Genomic DNA, 20,774 nt, shown 5'->3' with positions numbered 1-20,774 from the left:
CAGGCGACCGGGAAGCCGACCAGGAGCGTCGCCGCGGTGGTCAGCAGCGCGATCCACAGCGTGCTGCCGAGCTGGCCGAGGTAGTAGCCGTCGGTCAGGGCGCGCTGATAGTTGTCCAGCGTCAGCCCCTGCCCGTAGGGCGCGCCGGTGGCCGGCGGCCGGAAGCTCATCAGCACGATGTTGAGATAGGGCACCAGCAGGAACACGCCGAGCAGCACCGCCGCCGGCGCGATCATCAGCCAGGTCCAGGGCAGCCTTTTGCGCCGGGCGGTCATGGCGCCTCCGGGACCACCCAGAGCGGGGCGGCCGGCGGCCGCACCGCCACGCGCTGCCCCTCGGCGAAGCGGGTCTGGGTCAGGCTGTGGGCCTCGACATCGCTGCCGTCCGGCAGCCGGATGCGGTAGTTCACCATATTGCCGAGATAGTAGCGGCCCTCGACCACGCCTTCCGTCGCCGTGGTGCCGATGCCGGCGGGGGCCAGGGTGATCGCCTCCGGCCGCAGCAGCGCCCGGACCGAGGCACCCGGGGCGGTGCCGTTCAGCCCGTTCGCCGCGCAGTCGCCGAACACGGTCCGGATCTTCGCGTCGGCGCCGTCGGCGACGACGATGCCGGGCAGCAGGTTGGCCTGGCCGACGAAACTCGCCACCCGGGCGTCGGCCGGCCGCTCGTAGATCGCCTCGGGGGCGCCGGCCTGGACGATGCGGCCGCCGAACATCACCACGACGCGGTCGGACATCGTCATCGCCTCGGCCTGGTCGTGGGTGACGTAGATGGTGGTGATGCCGACCCGCCGCTGCAGGTCGCGGATGAACACCCGCATCTCGTCGCGCAGCCGGGCGTCGAGATTGGCCAGCGGCTCGTCCAGCAGCAGGATGCTGGGCTCGATCACCAGCGCCCGGGCCAGGGCGACGCGCTGCTGCTGGCCGCCGCTCAGCTCGCGCGGATAGCGCTCCTCCATCCCGCGCAGCTGCACCATCTCCAGCACCTGGGCGACGCGGGTTGCGATTCCGGCCCGGCCGACCTTTCGCATCTCCAGCCCGAAGGCCAGGTTCCGCGCCACCGTCATGTGCGGGAACAGGGCGTAGGACTGGAACACCATGCCGATGTCCCGCCGCTCCGGCGGCAAGGCCGAGACGTCGCGGCCGTCGAAGGCGATGCTGCCGTGCTCGGCCTCCTCGAAGCCGGCGATCAGCTTCAGCGTGGTGGTCTTGCCGCAGCCCGACGGGCCGAGCAGCGAGACGAACTCGCCGCTCGCGATCGACAGCGACAGCCGGTCGACCGCGCGGGCGGCACCGAAGCTGCGGGTCAGCTCTGAAATGACGACTTCGGTCACTGGAAGGTCCGGTTCCAGCGTTCCGTCATCTCGGTGGCATTGGCGTTCACCCAATCCCAGTCCCAGGCGAGGATCCTGCCCATCTGGTCGCCATAGACCGGCACGTCGGCGCGCAGATCCTCCGGCACCTCGACCGTGCGGTTGACCGGGGAGACGAAGAACTCCCGCGCCAGCATCAGCTGCGTCTCCGGCGACAGGATGAAGTCGATGTACTTGTAGGCCAGCTCCCGTGCCGGGGCATTGGCGCAGATGCTGAAGGTCTGGTCCCACATCAGCAGGCCCTCCTCCGGCACGACGCACTCGACCGGCAGCCCCTGGTGCTTCAGCCGGGCGATCTCGCCGAAATCATAGGGCGCGACCACGATCTCCCCGGTCGACATTAGGGTTGACATGTTGAAGTCGGTCTGCAGCACGGGGGCCAGTTCGCCCAGCTTCTCATAGGCCTTGTCCATGTCCTGCGGGCCGCTGCCGAACAGCTTGCCGGTGAGCATGACCATCGCCTTCCCGGCGGAGTTGACGATGTTGTAAAGGCCGATGCGGCCCTGGAACTCCGGGTTGGTCCACAGGTCCTTCCAGGATTTCGGCGGGGTCTGGACCAGGTCGGTGCGGTAGCCGAGGCCGAGCGGCGAGATCATGCCGACCGCGGCCCAGCCGTCGCCGGTCTGGGCGATCGGGTACAGGTCCTTGTAGTGGGGCACCAGCGACAGGTCGAATTTCTCGAAGTAGCCCTCCTTGCGCAGCAGCGAGGCGAAGACCTCGTTCATCATCACCATCGAATAGGGCGGGTGGTCCTTGCCGGCCGCGCGCAGGGTCGAGGTGAAGGTTCGGCCGAAGCCGATGTCGAGCTTCGTCCTAGCGCCGGTCGCGGTCTCGAAGGCGGGCACCAGGCTCTTGCGCCAGAACGCTTCCCAGACCCCGCCATAGGTGGTGATCACCAGCTCCTGCGCCGCGGCCGCCAGGGCCGGGAACCGCAGCATGGCCGGGCCCATCAGGGCCGCGCATGCCATGACAACCTGCCGTCGAGTGGGCTGCATGTCTCTGTCTCCGCTGTTTGTGGACCGCCGACGTGGGCGGCGCCTCCCCGGGGGACCTCTGCGGATCCCTTGGCGTTCTCAGGACGCCTTCTTGCGGTACTCGTAGTTCTTGTTGAGCCGATCCAGGAGATAGTCGCCGTAGCGCACCGGCGGGTGGCGCGGTGCCTCGCCCGGCGCCAGCAGCGCGGCGGGGCAGTCGACCACGGAGTCCATCGACGGGTCGTAGAAGAAGGGCTGCGAATAGCGCTCGCGGCCGCTCAGGTTCAGCACCCGGTGCGGGGTGGAGGCGAAACGGTCGTTCGACCAGCGCGCCAGGATGTCGCCGACATTCATCACGAAGGTGTTCGGGATCGGTGGCGCCGGGATCCAGTCGCCGGCGCGGTTGCGGACCTCGAGCCCGCCCACCGAATCCTGCGCCAGCAGGGTGATGAAGCCGTAATCGGTGTGCGGGGCCGACCCGAACAGCCCTTCCTCACGCTGCTGCTCCGGGTAGTGCAGCAGGCGCAGGAACAGTGTCGGCCGGTCGAAATGGGGCAGGAAATAGGTCGGCGGCAGGCCCAGCGCCTCGGCGATCGCCACCGCCATGTCACGGCCCAGCGCCGACATCGCCTGCATGTAGTCGAGCGCCGCCTGGCGCAGCTCCGGGATCTCCGCCGGCCACTGGTTCGGGCCCTGCAGCGGCTCGCCCAGCGCCGGGTCGTCCGCGGCCAGGTCGTGCATCACCATCAGGGATTCGCTCTGGTTCGGCTTGGTGACCGTGGCGACCGAGGAGGTGACGATGGTCGAGGTGCTGAACGGCATATAGCCGCGATGCGCATCGTTCATGCGGATGCGCAGCTTGGCCTCGACGGGAAGGTCGTGGAACTGCACCGACAGCCGGTGCAGCCGCTCACCCAGCTCCGGCGGCACGCCGTGATCGGCGAGATAGATGAAGCCGATGGTCTCCAGCGTCCGCCGCAGCTCGGCCACGGCGCCGGCGCGGCCTTCCGGCCCGGCGCCGCCGCGCAGCGGCGACACGTCGAGCACCGGGATGTTCGAGAATTCTCCCCGACCCATTCGCAAGCTCCCCTGTTTCGGATATTTGTATACAAAAAAATGCTTCTGTATACAGTTTTGTCGAGCAGAGATCGGCCGATGCGGGCCGGCAGGGAGGCTGGAATGATCGAAGCCATCATCATCGACACGGATCCGGGACAGGACGATGCCTTCGCCATCCTGCTGGCCCTGGCGTCGCCGGAGCTCGAGGTCCTCGGCCTCACCACGGTCGCCGGCAATGTCCCGGTCGCCGTCACCGCCGCGAATGCGCGGCGGGTGGTCGAGCTGGCGGGCCGGCCGGAGATCCCGGTCCGGGCCGGGTGCGAACGGCCGCTGCTTCGCCCGGCCCGCTTCGCTGAGGAGGTGCATGGCAAGACCGGCCTGGACGGCTGGGACTTCCCGGCCCCGGCGCGGCCGCCGGAGCCGGGCCACGCGGTCGACTGGATCGTCGAGACGCTGCTGAGCCGGCCGGACGGCGCGACCACGCTGGTGCCGGTCGGGCCCCTGACCAATATCGCCATGGCGCTGCGCCGCAGCCCGGCGGTCGCTCGCAAGATCCGCCGGATCGTGCTGATGGGGGGCGGCTTCTTCCAGGGCGGCAACATGTCCCCGGCGGCGGAGTTCAACATCCTGGTCGACCCCGACGCCGCGGCCATCGTGTTCGGCGCCGGCATCGACCTCGTGGCCGTGCCGATCGACTGTACCTATGCGGCGCCGACGCCGGAGAGCTGGATTACCGATCTGGAGGCATTGGGCACCCGCGTCGGCGCCGCAGGCGCCGGGATGATGCGTTTCTTCCAGCGCTTCGGGAACGAGAAGTACGGCACCGCCACCCGGCCGCTGCACGATGCGCTGGCGGTCGGCTATCTGCTGTGGCCGGAGCTGTTCAGCGGCCGGCGCTGCAATGTCGAGATCGAGACGGCGTCGCCGCTGACGGTCGGCATGACCGTGGTCGACTGGTGGGGCATCTCCGGCCGGGCCGCCAACTGCCTGTGGCTGACCGGCTGCGACGCGCCCGCCTTCTACGATCGCATGCTCGGCCGCCTGGCCGCGCTCGGTTCGCGGTGAATATTTGGGCAGGTTCAGTCATGCCGGCAATGTGCCGGCCGGCTGAACCACGGGACGGCTGTCCAGACGGATGATCTTCCGATGCCTATCCGAGTGCGGCGGAAAGATCCCGCCCAGTCGCCCATTCGTGCCAGGAGCCAACAGGGGCCGCGACACGTCTCGGCCCTGCCGCCGGCAAGATGTCTCCTTATGGCACCCTTCGGCCTGCGCCCGGGGGGCGGCCGATCGATGGCAGGCCAATCCAGCAATGAAATGGCCGGCTGCCGCGATGCTGCATCGCTTCAACGGAGCGGGCGATCACTGCCTCCGCGGGGCGCCGCCCGCTCGCCGATCGATGCGTGCGATCGTCCATCCTAGGCGCCTTGGCGGCCGATGCGAGATGGACTCGTCAATTTCACGAAGTCGATGAAGGCCCTCAGCGCTGCAGGCATCCGAGGCTTGTTGGGATAATACAGATAGAACCCCGCAAAGGGTTTGCACCAGGCATCCAGCACGCGAAGCAATTCGCCGCTGGCCATGTAGGGGGCGACAAAACTTTCGGGAAGGAATGCGAGGCCAGCGCCTTGCAGCGCAGCGGCCAAGAGCAGATCCGTGTCATTGACGGTGACCACGCTCAAAACCTCGACATCGAGCGATCCGTCCGGACCGTCGAACCTCCAGCGATACAGAGCTCCTGTCCCAGCCCAACGGTAGGTGAGGCAGAGATGATCGCGAAGATCACGTGGCACTTGGGGTGGCGGTCGACGGGCGAAATACGCCGGAGAGCCGACGGCCGCCATCCTCAGGTCCGGCGTCAGCCTGACCGCGACCATATCCTGGTGCACGAGTTCGCCTGATCGAATTCCGGCATCAAAACCCTGGGCGACGACGTCGGTGATGTTGTCATCGATCACCAGGTCGATACGGACGCTGGGGTATCGCTCGAGAAAGTCCGCAAGGATAGGCGTTACCACGAGGCGGGCGGCGATGCGCGGCAGGTTCACCCGCACAGCGCCTCTGGGGCGGCTCTGATAGGCCCCAACGTCGCGCACGGCGCTTTCCATATCGGCGATCGAGGGGCGCAGGCGATCGAACAATGCCTGGCCGGCTTCGGTCGGCGCGACGCTTCGGGTCGTTCGGTTGAGCAACCGGGCTCCCAGACGCTCCTCAAGCGACCGGATCGTGCGGCTCAACGCGGACGGCGACATGCCGAGCCGTTCGGCCGCGCGCCTGAAGCTCCTTTCATTCGACACGGCCATGAAAGCGGCCAGCTCGGCGAACTCCGTGCCTTTCACATTGATGCCTCATATGCAACGACCTGTGCCGATTGTAGTGCATTCCCATGCACAATCGAGTGCACGAGATTGGCGGCCGCTGATGCGGAGCTTGGCCTCGACCCGTGCCAAGCAGCGCATCCTCTCTGCAGTCCGAAGGACGCGTGATGACGAGCGAGACGATGAAGCGCTGGGAAATGGACGCGATCGGCCGCGACCAGTTGAAGCTCAGGGATGCCCCGATCCCGTCGCCCGGTCCGGGTGACGTGTTGGTGAAGGTGGCCGCGGTCGCGCTGAACCATCGCGACAAGATGGTGGTTGAAAGCGGCCGGGGCCTGCCGATCAGATTCCCCTTCACGCCGGGATCCGACCTGGCGGGAGAGGTGGTCGCGCTTGGCGATGGCGTTACGCGCCATGGTGTCGGCGACCGTGTGATCTCGGCCTTCATGCCCGACTGGATCGACGGCATCCGGCCCGGTACTGCCCGGGCGCCGGCCTATCGAACACTCGGCGGCTACTATCCCGGTGTGCTGGCGGAGTACGTGGTGCTGTCAGAGGATTGGCTCGTCCGGGCGCCGGCGACATTGACGGATGCGGAAGCCAGCACGTTGCCGTGCGCGGGGCTCACCGCCTGGTTCGCTCTGGTCGAGCGTGCCGGGGTGCGTGCCGGAGACACGGTGCTGATTCCAAGCACTGGTGGGGTTGCGCTGTTCGGTCTCCTGATCGCCAAGGCGCACGGGGCCGAGGTGATCGTTTCGGGTGGTGCCGACGTGCTTGAGCGCGCCCAGGCGCTCGGTGCCGACCATTGCATCGATCGCAATCGCGAAGACTGGACGGAGGCCGTTTACGAGATCACCGGCGGTCGTGGCGCGGACCACGTCCTCGAAGTGATCGGCGGGCCCCATCTCGGCAAGTCGGTGCAACTGGTGGCCGTCGGCGGTCATGTCTGCCAGATCGGCGCGCTGGAGGGGTTCGAAATATCCTCTCCGGCGATGCCACTGATGCTCAAGGACGTCACGGTCCATGGCATCGGAACAGGCAGTCGCCGGGCCTTGGAAGACTTTGTTCGCGCCGTCGATCGGACTGGTCTCAAACCAATGATCGACTCGCGGTATGCCTTCTCCGATCTGCTCGCGGCGCTCGATCACCTCGACCGCGGTCCTTTTGGCAAAGTCGTCATCGAAATCGACTGGACCGCGGGACGCTTGCTTTAGAATGGCCGTGGCAATGTCCGGAGATCACTCTCTCCCGCCGGCTCTGGCCTGCGGGGGAGAGCGATCTGGGCTGGCTGGGACGTGTCCGGCTTGGAGATGCCGCTGAGGAGTCCGCTTATGGCGCCCTCCGGCCGGGCACGCCCGCAAGAGCCGGACGATAGCCAGGCACCGACTCCGAGGCATGCGCCTGCGCGGGCGGCGCATATCGGCAATTCCCGATCTCCGGCTGCTCGCCGTCGGCGACATAGGTCGACCACAGCTCGTCGCCGGATTTCGGCACGCCGATGCGCATCAGGGCCGGGCTGGCCGCGAGCTCGATCCCTCCGTCATCGGTGATGCCGCTGCTGCCGGTCAGAACAGGATTGCCGTTCGCCTATCCTCGGCGGGCTTCGTCATCTCGCCGTCTGCGCTTCGGCCGGCCGGGGCGTCTCGACATCGACCCATTGCCCGGTCCTGCCCGAGGCGATGATCGCGTCGCAGACCACCGTCGTCTCCAGCGCGTCGCGGAAGGTCGGCGCGGCCGGCTGGCCGTCGGCCAGGCCCTGCAGGAAATCGGCGACCTGGTGGACGAAGGAGTGCTCGTAGCCGATGATCAGCCCCGGCACCCACCACTTGCCGAGATAGGGGTGTTCGCCATCCGTGACCAGGATCGACGTCCAGCCGCGCAGCGTGCCGGGCGTTCGGTGGTCGAACCAGGCGACGCGGTTGAGGTCGTGCAGGTCCCAGGCGAAGGAGCCCTTCTCGCCGTTGATCTCCAGCGTGTAGGCGGCCTTGTGCCCGCGGGCGTAGCGCGTGGATTCGAAGGTGCCGAGCGCGCCGTTGGCGAAACGGGCCAGCACCGCCGCCGCATCATCGATGCCGACCTGCTGCACCTCGCCGGTCACCGCATGCTTGCGCTGCTTGACGAAGGTCTCGGTCATGGCGGTCAGGCTCCCGATCGAGCCGTTGATCCAGATCGCCGTGTCGATGCAGTGCGCCAGCAGGTCGCCGGTCACGCCCGAGCCGGCCGCGTCGACGTCGAGCCGCCATGTCCCGGCGCCGCCCTGGGGCACGTCGGGCGAGATGGTCCAGTCCTGCAGGAACTTGGCGCGGTAGTGGTAGATCCTGCCGAGCAGGCCCTGGTCGACGACCTGCTTGATCAGGCTGACCGCCGGCACGCGGCGGTAGTTGTACCAGACCATGTTCGGCACGCCGGCCGTCTCGACCGCCTGCACCATCGGCAGCCCCTCGGCGGCGCTGCGGGCGAGCGGCTTCTCGCAGGTCACCATCTTGCCGGCCCCGGCCGCCGCGATCGCGATCTCGGCGTGGCTGTCATTCGGCGTGCAGATATCGATCACGTCGATATCCTTGCGCTCGACCAGCCGGCGCCAGTCGCTCTCGACGCTCTCATAGCCCCAGGTCCGGGCGAAGGCTCCGGCCTTCTCGCCGTTGCGGGCGGCGACCGCCTTCAGGACCGGCCGGTAGCCGGTGTCGAAGAACTGCGAGACCTTGCCCCAGGCATTGGAATGGGCCCGCGCCATGAAGCCGTAGCCGACCATGCCGACATTGAGTGCCTTGGCCATCGTTGTTTCCCCCGTCTCAGTCTTCGCACCAGCCATGGGCGTCGCGCACCTTGATCATGGCGCCGAGCACGGCGTTCCAGGTGTTCTGGTCCTCCATCACCGCGTTCGGGAACATGCAGCCGTCCCAGCAGATATGGCGCATCCGCCTGGTCAGGGTGCCGTCGCCGTTGCGCAGCCAGTAGCCGGCATGCCTGGTGATATCGAGTCGGCCGTTCGGGTCGGTGACCTGGCAGTGGCGGCCGGTCTTCTCATGGTCGCCCGAGCCGAAGACGGTGCCGTCATTCTGGGCGACGTGGAAATCCATGGTCCAGGGGCGGAGCGCGTCGGCCACCTGCCGATAGGCGGCGTCGAGCGTCGCGTGATCGGACCAGTCGAAATCCCGGGGCAGGATGCGGTCCTGCTCGGCGTTGTATCCGAGCGTGTACAGCATCGAATGCGCCATGTCGGCCTGGTAGCCGACCACGCCCGGGCGATCGACGAGCTCGAGCAGCTTCACCATCTCGCGCCAGGAATGCATGCCGCCCCAGCAGATCTCGCCCTCGGCGACGAGGAATTCGCCATGATCCTCGGCGATGTCGGCCGCGTCCCGGAAGGTCTGCGCGATCAGCCGGGTGTTGCCTTCCGGATCCCGGTCCCAGGCCTCGACGCCGGTTGAGGAGTCGATCCGGATGCCGCCGGTGGGGCGGATCCCCAGCTCACGCATCTGCTGCCCGATGGCGCAGGCCTTCCTGACCTGGGTGACGAAGCGCTTGCGGTCCTCGGCCGAGCCCATGGCCGATCCGCCGCCGGCGCCGCCCCAGATCGGCGCGACGAAGGAGCCGACCTTCAGCCCGTAGCCGGCGATATGGTCGGCCATCCGCTTGACCGCATCGCCGTCGCTGTCGATCGACATATGCGGATCGGTGATGAATAGGTCGATGCCGTCGAACCTCACGCCGTCGACCTCGGCCTCGGCGGTCAGGCGCAGCAACGTGTCGAGCGGGATGATCGGCTCGGAATCGCCGCCCTTGCCGACGATCCCCGGCCAGGCGGCATTGTGCAGCTTGGGATAGGTGTTGGTCATCGGATCCTCCCCAGATCTGACGTCGCAGGCCTTGTCTTGACTGCCGGTTTGCCCGGTCAGCGGCTCGATCCTTCCCGGAGGGACGGCCGCGACGTCGATCCGCGTCCCCGGATTTGCCTCATTAAACGCCGGACGCGCCGGGCCGGCCAGATCGAAGACGGAGCACCGTGCCGGTCGGCTAAAGCCGCGTCGCGATGTACTTGGCCTCCAGGAACTCCAGCACGCCCTGGGCGCCGCCCTCGCGTCCGAGGCCGCTCTGCTTGGTGCCGCCGAACGGCGCCGCCGGGTCGGAGACCAGCCCGCGGTTGAGCCCGACCATGCCGGTCTCGATCCGGCGGCAGACCCGCAGGCCGCGCGCCAGGTCGCGGGTGAAGACATAGGCGGCCAGGCCGTATTCGGTCGCATTGGCCAGGGCGACGGCCTCGTCCTCCGTCTCGAAGCGGCTGAGCGCGGCGACCGGCCCGAAGATCTCCTCCTGCGCCATGGCGGCATCGGCCGGGACGCCGTCCAACACGGTCGGCGGGTAGAAGCAGCCGGGCCCGTCCGGCCGGCGGCCGCCGCAGAGCAACCGGGCGCCGCGCGACAGGGCGTCGTCCACCAGCCGCTCGATCTTTTCGACGGCGGCCGGGTTGATCATCGGGCCGCATTCGGTGGCCGGGTCGGTGCCGGGGCCGAGCGTCAGCGCCGCCATGCGCGCCGTCAGCGCCGCCGCGAACCGGTCGTAGAGGCCGGATTGCACATAGAGGCGGTTGGCGGCGGTGCAGGCCTCGCCGCCATTGCGCATCTTGGCCAGCATGGCGCCGTCGATCGCCAGCTCCAGGTCGGCGTCGTCGAAGACGATCAGCGGCGCGTTGCCGCCGAGCTCCATCGAGCAGCTCACGACGTGCTTGGCCGCCTCGGCGAGCAGGACACGGCCGATCTGGGTGGAGCCGGTGAAAGACAGCTTCCGCACCCGGGGATCCGCCAGCATCGCCGCCGTCACCGGGCCGGGGGTCGCGGTGGTCAGCACGTTGACGACGCCGGGCGGCACCCCGGCTTCCGCGCACAGCGCGGCCAGCGCATAGGCCGTCAGCGGCGTCTCGGTGGCCGGCTTGAGCACCACGGTGCAGCCGGCGGCGAGCGCCGGCGCGATCTTGCGGGTGGCCATCGCCGCCGGGAAGTTCCAGGGCGTGACCAGCACGCAGATGCCGACCGGCTCGTAATCGACGACGATGTGGTTCGCCCCGGTGGGGGAGAGCATGAAGTCGCCGCAGATGCGCACCGCCTCCTCCGCGTTCCAGCGGAAGAAATCGGCGGCGTAGGCGACCTCGCCGCGCGCGTCGCGCAGGGCCTTGCCGTTCTCCAGCGCGATCAGCCGGGCCAGATCCTCGGCGCGCTCCGTCATCAGCTCGAAGCAGCGGCGCAGGATATCCGACCGCCGCCGTGGCGGCGTCGCGCGCCAGGCCGCGGCCGCCCGCGCCGCGGCCGCGACTGCGGCGGCCGCATCCGCGACCGATGCGTCCGGCACCTCGGCCAGGATCTGCCCGGTCGACGGATCAATGACCGGGATGGGCTTGCGCCCCGCCGGCCACAGCCATTCTCCGCCGATAAGGAGGCCGCGGGCGCAGCTCGCCGGATCGAGGCCCGATGCGGCGGATGGGGGCGCGGCTGCCACGGACATTGCGGCGATCATCGGCGGGCTCCCTTATTCGAGGACGGGGTCGGCTGCCGCCGCGTCCGGGTCGCCGCGATACGCGGCATCGACCAGCCGGTGCATCTCGGCGAGCCCGATCGGGCGCGGATTGTTCTTGATCAGGCGCTCGATGCCGACCGCCTGCTCGGCGGTCCAGCCCAGCCTGTCGGCGGGCAGGCCGAGATCGGCGAGGGTCGGCGGGATGCCGATGGCGCGCAGCAGCCGGGTCACCTCGGTGATGGCGGCGTCGGCCAGGGCTGCGCGGGTCGCGCGCCGGTCGTCGATGCCGAGCGCGACGGCGATCTGGGCTATCTCGTCCAGCGCCGCGGCGCGGTTGAAGCGCATCACATAGGGCAGGGCGGCCGCGACGCCCAAGCCGTGCGGGGTGTGGGTCAGGGCGCCGACAGGATACTGGATGGCATGCGCCGCCGCCGTTCCCGCGGTGCCGAAGGCGCAGCCCGCAGCCAGCGCCGCCATCATCACGTCTGTCCGCGCATCCTCGTCCGCCCCGTCGCGCCAGGCGCGCTCGAGGCTGCGCCCGAGCAGCCGGATGGCGAGGAGCGCAAAATGGTCGGTCAGCGCGCTCTTGCCGATGAAGACGTGCTGCTGCGCGAGCTCGGCCGAGGGCGGCCGCCGGCCGGCGGTGAACGCCTCGATCGCGTGGGTCAGCGCGTCGGCGCCGGCGACCGCGGTCAGGGCGGGCGGGCAGGAGAGGGTGAGGTCGGGGTCGCAGATGGCCGCGGCGGGGATGAGGTGCGGGCTCGAGATGCCGACCTTCAGCATCCGGTCGGGGTCGGAGATCACCGCGACCGGCGTCGCTTCCGACCCGGTTCCCGCGGTGGTGGGGACGGCGACGACCGGCAGCACCGGTCCTGGCACCTTGAACTCGCCGTAATAGTCCGGCAGCCGGCCGCCATGGCTGAGCAGCAGGGCGGCGCATTTCGCCATGTCGAGGCAGCTGCCGCCCCCGAGGCCGATGACGAGATCGGGCGCGAAGCCGCGCGCCTCCTCGGCGCAGCCGGCGGCGCTGTCGCGCGGCACGTCAGGCTGCACGCTCCCGTAAACGCTGACGGCCAGCCCGGCCGCGCGCAGCCCGTCCAGCATCCGTTCGAAATCGGTGGACATGGCGAGCCGCTCGTCGGTGCACACCAGCGCCCGCCGCCCGAGGCGGCTGGCCACCGCGGGCAGGGCGTCGCGCTGGCCCTTGCCGAACAGGACCTCCCTGGGCAGCCGGATCGCCGAGAAGGACGTCACGATCGCCTCCATCGATGGACGATGCTGGAACTCGTGCCCAATGAAAATCCTATATAAGATCCTATAGGATATCGTATTGAACGAGGCGGAGGATCGTGCTAGCCCTGTTGCATTGTCAAGGGACAAAGCAGTGCGCAGCCAGAAACCACTCACGTCTCATTCGGCGGCCGGTCCGGGCGATGGCGGCCCGGTGATCCATCGCGCCGCCAGCCTCGCGGACGAGGTCTATGAGGCAATCTTCGCCCAGCTGATGGCACTGAGGATTCCCCCCGGCGCCCGCATCACGGTCGACGCGCTGGTGCGTGAGCTCAACGTGTCGCAGACGCCGATCCGCGAGGCGCTCGGCCGCCTGGAAGGCGAAGGCCTGGTGGTCAAGACGCATCTGGTCGGCTACAGCGCGGCCCCCCAGATCTCGCGCCGGCGCTTCACTGAGCTATATGAGCTGCGCCTGCTGCTCGAGCCCGACGCCGCGCGCCGGGCCGCATCGGCGATGACGGATGCGGCGCTGCAGGAGCTGACCGAGGCGGCCGGAGTGATGTCGCACCCGGACGGGCCGGACGCACGGGCCCGCTACTCACAGTTCGCGCGCGAGGACGCCCTGTTCCATGACAAGATCCTGGCGGTCGCGGGCAACGAACTGATCCGCGAGACGCTGGCGCACCAGCACACCCACTTTCACATCTTCCGCCTGATGTTCCATTCGCGGGTGACCGAAGAGGCACTCGACGAGCACGCGGCGATCCTGGCCGCCTTCTCGCGGCGGCATCCGGACAAGGCCGAACGGGCCATGCGCACGCATATCGAGCGGTCGCGCGACCGCCTGCTGCCGGCGTTCGACTGATGCCGGCCGTGGTTCCGCCCGGCATGCGTCCCTCGCCCGAATGCAGGAGTCGCCAGGGGTGGGCGGATCCGTGATACGCTGGAAGGAAGGGAGGGGAGCGATGGGACAGGTCGACACCTGCGCGCTGAACCTGACGAATGTCAGCAAGTCCTACGGACGCGTCACAGCCCTGCGCAACCTGTCGTTCAGCGTCGCGGAAGGCCGCTTCTTCGTGCTGTTCGGGCCCAGCTCGGTCGGCAAGACGACGACGCTGCGCACCATCGCCGGCCTCGTCGCGCCGGATCGCGGCCGGGTCGAGATCTTCGGCCGGGACTGGACGCGGGAGCCGATCGCCGGGCGCGGCGTGTCAATGGTGTTCCAGTCCTTCGCGCTCTATCCGCATCTCACCGTCCGCCAGAACCTGGCCTATCCGCTGGTCGAGGCCGGCGAGGGGCGGGAGGAGATCGGCCGTCGCGTCCGCGAGACGGCGGCAATGCTCCGGCTCGATGCGAAGCTCGACCGCAAGCCCGGCACGCTGTCGGGCGGGGAGCAGCAGCGGGTCGCGCTCGGCCGCTCGCTGATCCGGCGCCCCCGGATCCTGCTGCTGGACGAGCCGCTGACCAATCTCGACGCCAAGCTGCGGCATGAGATGCGTGCCGAGCTGAAGCGGCTGCATCGCCAGTTCGGCCTCACCATCGTCTATGCGACGCCCGACGAGCTCGAGGCGCTGTCGATGGGCGAGGAAATCGCCGTGCTGCGGGACGGCGGCGTGGTACAGACCGGGACGCCCGACGAGCTCTACGAAGCACCGCGCGACCTGTATGTGGCGGGCAAGATCGGCTCGCCCGCCATGAACCTGATCAAGGGCAGGCTGGGCCGCGACGGCACCATCATCGACTCCGCGATTGGCCCCCTGGCCTGCGCGCGCAAACTGGGCGCCGCAGAGGCCGGGGAGGAGGCCGTGGTCGGCATCCGGCCGAGCGACCTCCGCCTCGCGGCCGGCGGCGAAGGCGGCGTGGCGGCCAGCATCGCAATGCTGGAGCCGCTGGGCGACGTCACCGTGATCTCGATCGCGGCCGGGGGAGAGACGCTCCGGCTGGTGTTGCCGGAAGCGGCGGCGTCGGGCCTGCGGCCCGGCCAGCAGGCCGCGGTCGTTCTCGACCCGGCAAAGCTCCACGTCTTCCGGGCCTCGAACGGCCAGGCGATCACCTGAACCAGGAGAGACCGGACAAAAACAACAACGCCAATAACATATGGGGAGGAGACCTGAAAATGACGGCAACGACGAAGATCAAGGGTGTGGTGGCGGCCGCGGGCTTGGCCGCTGTGCTGATGGCCGGTGGCGCCAGGTTTGCTTTGGCCGAGGAGGTGACGCTGTCGATGGCGGTGCCCGACTGGCCGCCGACCCGCGTCATGAAGAAGTTCTTCGACGAGCAGTACAAGCCGAAATCCGGCAATGTCGTGAAGCTCGACGTCGACTTCATTCCCTGGCCTGATTTCTACACCCGCGTGAATGCCTCGCTCACTTCCGGCGAGCAGAAGTACAATTTCATCGTGTCGGACTCGCAGTGGCTGGGTGCCTTCGTCGAGGGCGGCTATTTCCGCAAGATCAACGATCTCCTTGATGCCGATCCCGATTTCAAGAAGGCGTTCATGGAGATCCACCCCAATCCGCTGAACGCCTACGCGACCTATCCCTATAAGTCCGAGAATTATTACGGCTTCCCGCAATTCCCCGACGTGCTGGTCACATATGGGCGCAAGGACGTCCTCTGCGACGAGACCGAGCAGAAGAACTTCAAGGTGAAGTACCAGAAGAAGCTGCCCTGCACGGGCGAAGAAATCGACGCCATGACCTGGGATGATTTCCGGAATGTCGGCGAGTTCTTCCGGCGCAAGAAAGGCGAGATGCTGGCCGGCAAGCCGGCCGACGACGATTTCTACGGCATTGCCTTCCAGGCCGGGAAGAGCTACGACTTCTCGTCCATGCAGATCAACGGCCTGATCTGGCAGATGGGCGGCGACATCTGGGACGAGACCCAGGTGCCGAAGGGCCAGGCGGAAGGCGTGGTGAATTCGCCGATCGCGGTCAAGGCGCTGGAGACCTATCTGGCGCTCATCAACTATATGCCGCCGGTGGCCAAGACCGGCACCATGGACATCTTCAAGTCGGACGAGCTGTTCCGCGAAGGCAAGGTGGCCATGAACGTCGACTGGATCGGCCTCGGCGAAGCCTCGCTCGACCCGAAGACCTCGAAGGTCGCGGACAAGCTGGTGTTCGGCCTGATGCCGGGAACCATCGGTGCCGACGGCAAGATGGTCCGCTGGTCCAACATCGGTGGTCAGCCTTTCGTGCTGACCACCTGGACGACCGACGCCCAGATCAAGGAGGCGGTGGACTTCGTGAAATGGTGGCTGTCGCCCGCCATCCAGCACCAGTTCGCCGCGGCGGGCGGCCAATCGGCGATCAAGTCGGTGTATTCGGATCCGAAATACGTGACCTACCGCCCGTGGAACCGGGCATGGGCCGCGTCGCTCGACTGGCAGAAGGACGTCTGGCACGTGCCGCAGTTCTTCGAATTGCTGACCGAGCAGCAGGACCAGTTCGACCTCGCGATCACCGGCAAGCAGGACGCCAAGACGACTTTGGACAACATCGCCAAGTTCCAACAGAACCTGCTGACCGAGGCGGGACTGATCCAGTGACGTGACGCAGGCCGCCGCCGGCCATCCGGGCCGGCGGCGGTGGTCCGAGCCGCGGCCATGCAGGCCGGATCCGATAAGCAGAATTGCGATCGAGAGCGCCGATGTCAGTGACACCGACCCTGTCGGCTCCTGCGGGCCGGACATCATCAGCCTTTCTGGCCCCGTCGGCCGACAACTGGCGGCTGGCCATCGTCCTGGGCGCCGTCGTCTCCACCGCCGCGATGGCGGCGCTGCCTGCGGCCATCGCCTTCTGGATCGTCGGCGCCATGGCGGCGCTGGTCGCCGCCGCCTTCGCGGTCAACGCCTATCGCCGCCGCCACTATGGCGGTCTGCTTGTGGCGCCGGCCATCGCCGTGCTGTTCGTGATGAACATCTTCCCGCTGCTGTGGTCGCTGGGACTGTCGTTCTTCGCCTATCAGTCGAACCAGCAGTCGATCCGGTTCGTCGGGCTCGGCAACTACATCAAGGTGCTGACCAACGACATCGCCGCGGCCGACAACTGGCACGCGCTGACCAACACCGCCATGTTCGTCGTGCTCACGGTATCGGCGCAGATGGCGGTCGGCTTCCTGCTGGCCATGCTCTTCGCCAAGCAGTTCCCGTTGCGTAAATATCTGCTGATCCTCGTCTTAACGCCAATGATGCTGTCGGTCGTCGCCTCGGGCGTGTTCTTCACCTATTACTACGACCCGACCTTCGGCATCCTCAGCTATGTGATGAATGGCATGACCGGTGGCCAGTTCATCCTGATGGACAACAAGGCCGGCGCGGTGGCGGGCATCGTCTTCGCCGATGCCTGGATGTGGTCGCCCTTCGTCATGCTGCTGGTGCTGGCCGGGCTCGTCTCCGTGCCGAAATACCTCTACGAGGCGGCCGCGATCGACCGCGTCTCCGCCTGGCGGCGCTTCTGGACCATCACCTTCCCCTATATCCGCGGGCTGCTGATGCTGGCGCTGCTGTTCCGCACCATCGAGGCGTTCAAGCTGGCCGACCTCGTCATCCTGCTGACCAAGGGCGGCAACGACACGATGACGATCTCGTACCACCTGATCCGCATCGCCAATGAGCAGAACAAGACCAGCGAAGGGGCGGCGATCTCCTACGTCATGCTGTTCATGGTGATCGTCCTCACCAACCTCTACCTCTATCTCGCCAACCGCAGGAACCGGGAGAGCTGATCCATGGCGTCCGGCCCCTCCATCTGGGAACGAATCGGGTTTCGCCGCAGCCACGGGGTGGCGGAGGCCGGCTGGGGGCGCACCCTGGTCGTGGCCGGCGTCAGCCTGCTCTACTTCCTGCCGGTGCTGTTCATCATCTTCACCGCGATCAAGCCGCAGGAGCTGGCGCTGTCGGTGCCGCCGACACTGTCGCCGACATCGCTGTTCGGCCTGATCCCCGACCGCTTTGTCTTCACCCCGACGCTGGAGAATTTCGGCTCGGTGTTCTCGCGGGTGATGACCGTCGGCGGGCTGCCGGAGGCGACCGGCTTCGACCGCTTCTTCTTCAACTCGATCGTGATCGCCACCGTCTCGGTGCTGCTGGCCCTCGTCCTTGGCACGCTGGCCGCCTACGGTTTCTCGCGCTACCCGCTCAAGGGCAACGACACCTACCTGTTCATCATCCTGACCACCCGGATGCTGCCGGCCATCGTCGTCATCATTCCGGTGATCCTGATGTTCCGCGCCGTCGGCCTGTCCGGGTCCTATCCCGGCATCATCTTGCTCTACACCGCCTTCAACCTGGCCTTCACCATCTGGATGATGAAGAGCTTCTTCGACGAGCTGTCGACCGATGTCGAGGATGCCGCCCGCATCGACGGGTCGTCCGAGGTCAAGGTGTTCTGGAAGATCTGCCTGCCGCAGGTCGTCGCCGGCCTGGCCGCGACCTTCGTCTTTGGCCTGATCCTGACCTGGAACGAGTTCCTGTTCGCCCTGCTGCTGACCGGCCCCGACACGCGCACCGTGCCGGTGGCGATGAACCAGGCCGTCTCCTCCGGCGGCCGCGGCACCGACTGGACCCTGCTGGCCGCGATCGAGACGCTGTTCCTGATCCCGGTCTTCCTGGTCACCTTCTTCCTGCAGGAGCACCTGCTGCGCGGCGTCACCTTCGGCACGGTCAGGAAATAGCGATGTCGACCATCGAAATCCGCGGGATCACCAAGGCGTTCGGCCCGTTCGTCGCGGTCCGGGACGCCGACCTGTCGGTGGCGGCGGGGGAGGTCGTCTGCCTGCTCGGCCCGTCGGGCTGCGGCAAGACCACGACGCTGCGCATGATCGCGGGGCTGGAGCGGGCGACGGCGGGCGACATCGTGATCGCCGGCCAGCGCATGAACGAGCTGTCGCCGCAGAAGCGCAACATCGCCATGGTCTTCCAGTTCTACGCGCTGTACCCGGCGCTGACGGTCGGCGAGAACATCGCCATGCCGCTGCATCGCGAGGGCCTCGGCAAGGCGGAGATCGCCGCCCGCGTCGGCAGGGTGGCCGACATCCTGCATCTGGGCGACGTGCTGGACCGGATGCCGGGCCAGGTCTCGGAGGGTGAGAAGCAGCGCGTCGCCGTCGCCCGCGCCATCGTGCGCGACCCCAACTGCTTCCTGTTCGACGAACCGCTGTCGCGGCTGGATGTGGAGCTGCGCCACGCCATGCGCGGCCAGATCAAGGCCGTGCTGTCGAACCTGTCCAAGGCCACCGTCATCGTCACGCATGACCAGCTCGAGGCCCTGACCATGGCGGACCGCATCGCCATCATGCGCGACGGGCTGATCGAGCAGGTGGGCAGCCCCCACGAGGTCTTCGCCAAGCCGGCCAATGTCTTCGTCGCCAGCTTCATCGGCACGCCGCAGATGAATCTGATCGAGGCGGAGCTCAAGGGCACTGGCGGCGGCAAGGCGACGGTGGCCTTCGACCAGCAGGACGTCGACCTCCCCGCGAATCCCGCCGTCGCGGCCCTGGGGCCGGGCAGGGTGACGGTCGGCGTGCGCCCGCGCGCCTTCACCGTGGTGCCCCGGGATACCGCCGGCACCATCGATGCGGTGACCGAGTTGATCGAGCCGATGGGCGCCGAGACGCTGATCCATGCGCGCACCAGGGCCGGCGGCGACATCCGGGTGGTCATCCCGCGCGACCGGAAGGTGACGGTGGGCGAGCCGCTGCACCTGGTCCCGGATCCGACGCAGACCCACATCTTCGCCGCGGACGGCAAGGCGGTCCGGGCATGAGCCGGCACGACCACAGCCAGGGCGGTATGTCGCCCGCCGCCGCGCGCAGGCTGGAACACGCGATCATCGGGCTCGGCGTCGTGGCGCTGCTGCTGATCTTCCAGCCTTTCGAGATCGCGCTGTTCACGGCGGGCGGTGTCCTCGTCATCGTGGCGGCGCTGGCGAACAACCTGCTGCCGCTGGCGCAGCCCGGTGTCCCGAAACGGGCCGTGGTCAAGGCGGCGATGATCGTCGCCATGATCTTCTGCCTGGTCCTGCTGGTCGCGATCCTCGCCGCGCATCTCTACGGCCTGTTCTTTCTCAAGCCGCCGGATCCCAGCACCCTCTCGGGCAAGGCCCAGCTGGCCGCCAAGCCCTGGTACATGCACGGCTTCACCTGGACGGTCGCGATTATTGCCGGCGTCCTGGCCTGCCTGCTGATGCTGCAGGGCCGCCGGGCGACCGGAAGCGAGGAAGGATCCGGCGAGCACAACCCCTCGACATCTCCAGGAGAGTGAACGATGAACCCACGCGAGCAAGCGGCCGCCTTCCACCGGATGCAGCAGCTGATGTCGACGTCGCCGGTGCCCTCCATCTCCACCGAGCTGCTGGTCACGGCGGATGGCGAGCTGAACCGGGAGCTCAACGGCTTCCTGTTCGACCCGCCTTCGGACCCGAGCCTGCTCAAGGGCAAGCGGATCGCCATCTGCTGCACCAACGGCGTGGAGGAGGTGGAGATCCTGGGCGCCCATCGCTGGCTCACCGAGCATGGGGCGACGGTCCACATCGTCTCGCCGCGCATCGGCGAATTCGACCCGACGCTGGGGCTGCGCTTCCCGCCGCAATGCGCCACCCATGTTCTCGCCATCCGGCTGATGGAGAATGCCGGCTGGCTGAAGATCGATCGCTACACCGACGAGGCGAAGGCGGCGGACTACGACGCCGTCCTGCTGCCCGGCGGCTGCTGGAACCCCGATGCGCTGCGCATGGACCCGCACGCCCGGGCCTTCGTCCGCGCCATGGACGAGGCCGGCAAGCCGACCACCGCGATCTGCCACGGCCAATGGGTGATGGTCAGCGCCGGGATCCTCAAGGGCCGGCGCGCCACCGCCGTGTGGAACATCCAGATCGACCTGGAGAATGCCGGCGCCGTCGTGCTCGACGAACCCTGCGTGGTCGACGGCAACCTGATCACCGCGCGCTTCCCCTACGACCTGCCGCGGCTGGTCCAGGCCATGGTGCAGCAGCTGCTGGCGGCGAAGGGGCAGGCATCGGCGGCGCAGTGATTGCCGCGGCCGATCCCGCCTGAAAGGCTCGCGACCTCGCCAGGCAGGGGCTATCGGATTCACGCTTCTTTGAAGTGAGCTTTTATGTCCCCCTCCCCTTGCGGGAGGGGGGCAGGGGGAGGGGTCTGCGCGCGTCCGCGCGCGAATGGGCAGAGCACCAAACTCGCCGTCCGCGCCGGCTGTGGCGATCGGGGCCGGATCGACCCGAGGGAACCCCCTCCCCCTACCCCCCTCCCGCGAGGGGAGGGGGGACTCGAAAGAGGCAATCTGTGAATTCT

At 68.0% G+C, this 20,774-nt stretch carries 18 protein-coding genes and 1 pseudogene; 10 read left to right on the top strand and 9 right to left on the bottom strand.

From position 1 onward, the window contains the following. The 4 genes and pseudogenes from ABDW35_RS10840 to ABDW35_RS10825 form a co-directional block, all read right to left on the bottom strand. A pseudogene (locus ABDW35_RS10840) lies at positions 1 to 275 on the bottom strand (ABC transporter permease); the annotation flags it as partial. After that, on the bottom strand, positions 272 to 1,333 hold the full coding sequence (locus ABDW35_RS10835; protein ID WP_343713879.1) for an ABC transporter ATP-binding protein: 1,062 nt from the start codon (positions 1,331 to 1,333) through the stop codon (positions 272 to 274). The gene ABDW35_RS10835 and the pseudogene ABDW35_RS10840, both read right to left, overlap by 4 nt. Then, entirely contained in the window at positions 1,330 to 2,340 is a 1,011-nt protein-coding gene (locus ABDW35_RS10830) for an ABC transporter substrate-binding protein (protein WP_343713878.1), read from the bottom strand. The genes ABDW35_RS10835 and ABDW35_RS10830 overlap by 4 nt, the downstream gene beginning before the upstream one ends. Before the next feature lie 105 nt (positions 2,341 to 2,445). Then, entirely contained in the window at positions 2,446 to 3,423 is a 978-nt protein-coding gene (locus ABDW35_RS10825) for a 2OG-Fe(II) oxygenase family protein (RefSeq protein ID WP_343713877.1), read from the bottom strand. Positions 3,424 to 3,525: 102 nt separating this feature from the next. Here ABDW35_RS10825 and ABDW35_RS10820 point away from each other — a divergent pair, with 102 nt between their 5' ends. Then, positions 3,526 to 4,470 carry a nucleoside hydrolase gene (locus ABDW35_RS10820; protein WP_343713876.1) on the top strand — a complete coding sequence of 315 codons (945 nt, stop codon included), beginning with the start codon at positions 3,526 to 3,528 and terminating at the stop codon, positions 4,468 to 4,470. A gap of 353 nt (positions 4,471 to 4,823) precedes the next feature. Here the strand turns inward: ABDW35_RS10820 and ABDW35_RS10815 are convergent, their stop codons facing one another. Beyond that, entirely contained in the window at positions 4,824 to 5,744 is a 921-nt protein-coding gene (locus tag ABDW35_RS10815) for a LysR family transcriptional regulator (RefSeq protein WP_343713875.1), read from the bottom strand. 146 nt (positions 5,745 to 5,890) lie between these two features. Here ABDW35_RS10815 and ABDW35_RS10810 point away from each other — a divergent pair, with 146 nt between their 5' ends. Continuing rightward, a complete protein-coding gene (locus ABDW35_RS10810) occupies positions 5,891 to 6,937 on the top strand; it encodes an NAD(P)-dependent alcohol dehydrogenase (protein WP_343713874.1) in 1,047 nt (348 codons plus the stop codon). Between the two features lie 392 nt (positions 6,938 to 7,329). Here ABDW35_RS10810 and ABDW35_RS10805 read toward each other — a convergent pair whose 3' ends face one another. From ABDW35_RS10805 to ABDW35_RS10790, 4 genes are all read right to left on the bottom strand, one after another. Further along, positions 7,330 to 8,499, bottom strand: a complete 1,170-nt coding sequence (locus ABDW35_RS10805; protein WP_343713873.1) for a Gfo/Idh/MocA family oxidoreductase — start codon at positions 8,497 to 8,499, stop codon at positions 7,330 to 7,332. Positions 8,500 to 8,515: 16 nt separating this feature from the next. Further along, the gene (locus ABDW35_RS10800; RefSeq protein ID WP_343713872.1) at positions 8,516 to 9,562 is read right to left on the bottom strand and encodes a TIM barrel protein; all 1,047 of its coding nucleotides are present in this window, start codon (positions 9,560 to 9,562) and stop codon (positions 8,516 to 8,518) included. Positions 9,563 to 9,740: 178 nt separating this feature from the next. Then, a complete protein-coding gene (locus ABDW35_RS10795; protein ID WP_343713871.1) occupies positions 9,741 to 11,222 on the bottom strand; it encodes an NAD-dependent succinate-semialdehyde dehydrogenase in 1,482 nt (493 codons plus the stop codon). A 24-nt stretch (positions 11,223 to 11,246) separates the two neighbouring features. Continuing rightward, entirely contained in the window at positions 11,247 to 12,488 is a 1,242-nt protein-coding gene (locus ABDW35_RS10790) for an iron-containing alcohol dehydrogenase (protein ID WP_343713870.1), read from the bottom strand. Positions 12,489 to 12,618: 130 nt separating this feature from the next. Here ABDW35_RS10790 and ABDW35_RS10785 point away from each other — a divergent pair, with 130 nt between their 5' ends. The 8 genes from ABDW35_RS10785 to ABDW35_RS10750 all read left to right on the top strand — a co-directional run bounded on the left by ABDW35_RS10785 (position 12,619) and on the right by ABDW35_RS10750 (position 20,496). Beyond that, positions 12,619 to 13,329, top strand: a complete 711-nt coding sequence (locus tag ABDW35_RS10785) for a GntR family transcriptional regulator (protein WP_343713869.1) — start codon at positions 12,619 to 12,621, stop codon at positions 13,327 to 13,329. Positions 13,330 to 13,429: 100 nt separating this feature from the next. Next, complete coding sequence (locus ABDW35_RS10780) at positions 13,430 to 14,521, top strand: ABC transporter ATP-binding protein (protein WP_343713868.1); 1,092 nt, start codon at positions 13,430 to 13,432, stop codon at positions 14,519 to 14,521. A 59-nt stretch (positions 14,522 to 14,580) separates the two neighbouring features. Beyond that, positions 14,581 to 16,014, top strand: a complete 1,434-nt coding sequence (locus ABDW35_RS10775; RefSeq protein ID WP_343713867.1) for an extracellular solute-binding protein — start codon at positions 14,581 to 14,583, stop codon at positions 16,012 to 16,014. A gap of 101 nt (positions 16,015 to 16,115) precedes the next feature. After that, complete coding sequence (locus ABDW35_RS10770) at positions 16,116 to 17,192, top strand: sugar ABC transporter permease (RefSeq protein ID WP_343713866.1); 1,077 nt, start codon at positions 16,116 to 16,118, stop codon at positions 17,190 to 17,192. 3 nt (positions 17,193 to 17,195) lie between these two features. Continuing rightward, positions 17,196 to 18,140 (top strand): carbohydrate ABC transporter permease, encoded by a 945-nt coding sequence (locus ABDW35_RS10765; protein WP_343713865.1) that lies wholly within the window; start codon positions 17,196 to 17,198, stop codon positions 18,138 to 18,140. A gap of 2 nt (positions 18,141 to 18,142) precedes the next feature. Beyond that, positions 18,143 to 19,231: an ABC transporter ATP-binding protein gene (locus ABDW35_RS10760; RefSeq protein ID WP_343713864.1), complete on the top strand. Its 1,089-nt coding sequence runs from the start codon at positions 18,143 to 18,145 to the stop codon at positions 19,229 to 19,231. Further along, a complete protein-coding gene (locus tag ABDW35_RS10755) occupies positions 19,228 to 19,728 on the top strand; it encodes a hypothetical protein (protein WP_343713863.1) in 501 nt (166 codons plus the stop codon). The genes ABDW35_RS10760 and ABDW35_RS10755 overlap by 4 nt, the downstream gene beginning before the upstream one ends. Positions 19,729 to 19,731: 3 nt before the next feature. Continuing rightward, positions 19,732 to 20,496, top strand: a complete 765-nt coding sequence (locus ABDW35_RS10750) for a type 1 glutamine amidotransferase domain-containing protein (RefSeq protein WP_343713862.1) — start codon at positions 19,732 to 19,734, stop codon at positions 20,494 to 20,496. The last annotated feature ends 278 nt before the right edge of the window (positions 20,497 to 20,774 follow it).

The organism is Inquilinus sp., from assembly GCF_039594555.1.
GTDB lineage: Bacteria > Pseudomonadota > Alphaproteobacteria > DSM-16000 > Inquilinaceae > Inquilinus.
This window is presented reverse-complemented; position numbering and strand designations above follow the sequence as displayed.